We start from the raw sequence: 2,054 nt of genomic DNA, 5'->3' as shown, positions 1-2,054 counted from the left end.
GGCGAGGCCTCGGTCAGCGGGCTGGCCAGCGAGTGCGCCAGCACATCGGCCTGCTGGGTCGCATCGCGCTGACGCAGGGCCTCGAAGTCGTCCACCAGGCGGTCCACGCGCCCTTCCAGCGGGGCCACGGCGTCGGCGCTGGGGCTGCCAGCACTGAGCAGGCGCTCGATGGCGGACTCGAGTCGGTGGGCCAGCTCGCCCAGGCGCATCGCCCCGGCCAGGCGGGCACCGCCCTTGAAGGTGTGCAGCGTGCGCATGCAGGCGGATGCCGCCTCGGTGTCTTCAGGCCGGCTCAGCCAATGGCGAACTTCGTTGGCGAGCTGCGGCAACAGTTCCTGAGCTTCTTCTTCGAAGATGGGGAACAGGTCGGCGTCCACCTGGTCCAGCTGATCGATGTCGTCCTCGCCGTCCCAAGGCAGGTTCAGCTCGGCCAAGGGCGTCAGCGCGGCCGAGGCGGGCGTGGGCTGAACGGTCTCGGCATGGATGGGCTCGTGCTCATCGGGCACCACGGACTCATCCGGCTCGGCACGCACCAGGCGCAGGTGCGACCGCTCGGAGGCTTCGTACAGCGCACCAGGACCGGTTGCCTGCGGGTCGTCGTTCGATGGCTGCAGGCTGCGCGCTTCGATCAGGCGCGAGGCCTCGTGGTCGTAGTCGTCCAGGCGGCTCAGCAGGTCGGGCGACGCAGGGCGCAAGAAGCCAGCGGCAAACTGATGGAGCAGTTGGCGGATCTCTTCGGCGGCTTCGTTGAAGAGGCTCGCATCGCTCTCGCGCACACGGCCCAGGGTCTGGGCGCGGCTGAGGCCATGCTCGAGCAGGCGCGCGAGCTTGGACAGATCGGTGTAGCCCACGGTCGCGGAATTGCCCGCCAGCGAATGCGCCAACGCCACCATGTCGTCGCCCACCGGGCGCACCGCGCCTTCGAGCGCCCATTCGCTCAAGGCATGGCCGAGGCGGCGAGACTGCTCATCGGCCTCGTTGAGGTAGATGTTGAACAGCGGGATGGGGATGCGCAGGTCGCCGATGACCTTGACGGGCTCGTCGCTGCCTTCGCTGTCGGGCTCGGGCTCCGTTGCGGGTGCGGGTGCGGGTGCGGGTAAGGATTCGGGTTCGAGTTCGCCAGAGGGCGAATCACCCAAGGACAGGTCCAGCGAGAAATCGACTTCGGTGACGGCCGGAGCTGTGTCACCCAAGGAGCCTGCCTGGGTCGGCGCGCCATCGTCCGGCGAGCGGATTTCGACGGGCTCGATGACCTCCAGGTTGGACAGGTCCAGGGGCTCTTCGTCTTCCAGGACGACGGCTTGGGCGATCGACGTGGCTTCGGCCGGGCTGGGCTGTTGGCCCAGTGCGTCGGGCAAGTCCAGGTCGGACAGGCCGGCCTCGACCGCTGCCACCAGCGCTGCCTCGCTGGCGGGCACCGGCTCGGCCAGCAACTCGGGCAAGTCCAGGAAGATGACTTCTTCGACCGACACCAGGTCCGCACCCTGTTCAATCAGGGGCAGGGGCTCGGTGAGGTCAACGAGTGCCGACTCCGACGTGGTGGGCAGGACGTCCAGGGCGGCATCGGACGGCGCCGACACTTGCGGCGCAGCAGCCAGCGAGTGACGCTCGCCACGCAGGCGCATGGCATCGGCCACGGCCACGACAGGCGCGCTCGACCAGGCCGCGTCGCGGCGCTCGGCGATGGCCTCGGTCCATCGGGCGAGGTGATCGAGCACCTCGTGGCTCAGGCCCAGCAGGTCGGCGCTGGCAGGGGCCTGGGACGCCAGCCAGGTGTTGTAAAGCTGCTCGCAGGCCCAGCCGGCTTCGCCGTACTCCTTGAGGCCAACCATGCGCGAGCTGCCCTTGAGGGTGTGGAAGGCACGACGCACCGAGGTCAGGGCCTGCACGTCGTCGGGTTGCTCGCTCAGGCTTTGCAGGCCTTCACGGGCCTGGTCGATGACTTCGCGCGCTTCCTCCAGGAAGATCTCGCGCATCTCGTCGTCTTCTTCCAGGCCGGTGGCCAGGGCCTCGACCACCGGGGTGGGGGCCAGGGGCGCTTGCGGCGGGAAGGA

At 69.1% G+C, this 2,054-nt stretch carries 1 protein-coding gene; it reads right to left on the bottom strand.

Annotated elements, in window-relative coordinates; all coding sequences use genetic code 11:
* Positions 1-2,054: Hpt domain-containing protein (locus tag B2W70_RS09430; protein WP_286745129.1), on the bottom strand; the 2,054-nt coding region annotated here is incomplete at both ends.

The organism is Aquabacterium sp. UBA2148, from assembly GCF_002328915.1.
GTDB classification, from domain to species: domain Bacteria; phylum Pseudomonadota; class Gammaproteobacteria; order Burkholderiales; family Burkholderiaceae_C; genus Aquabacterium; species Aquabacterium parvum.
The sequence above is the reverse complement of the archived record's forward strand: the minus strand, read 5'-3'. Positions and strand labels throughout refer to the sequence as shown.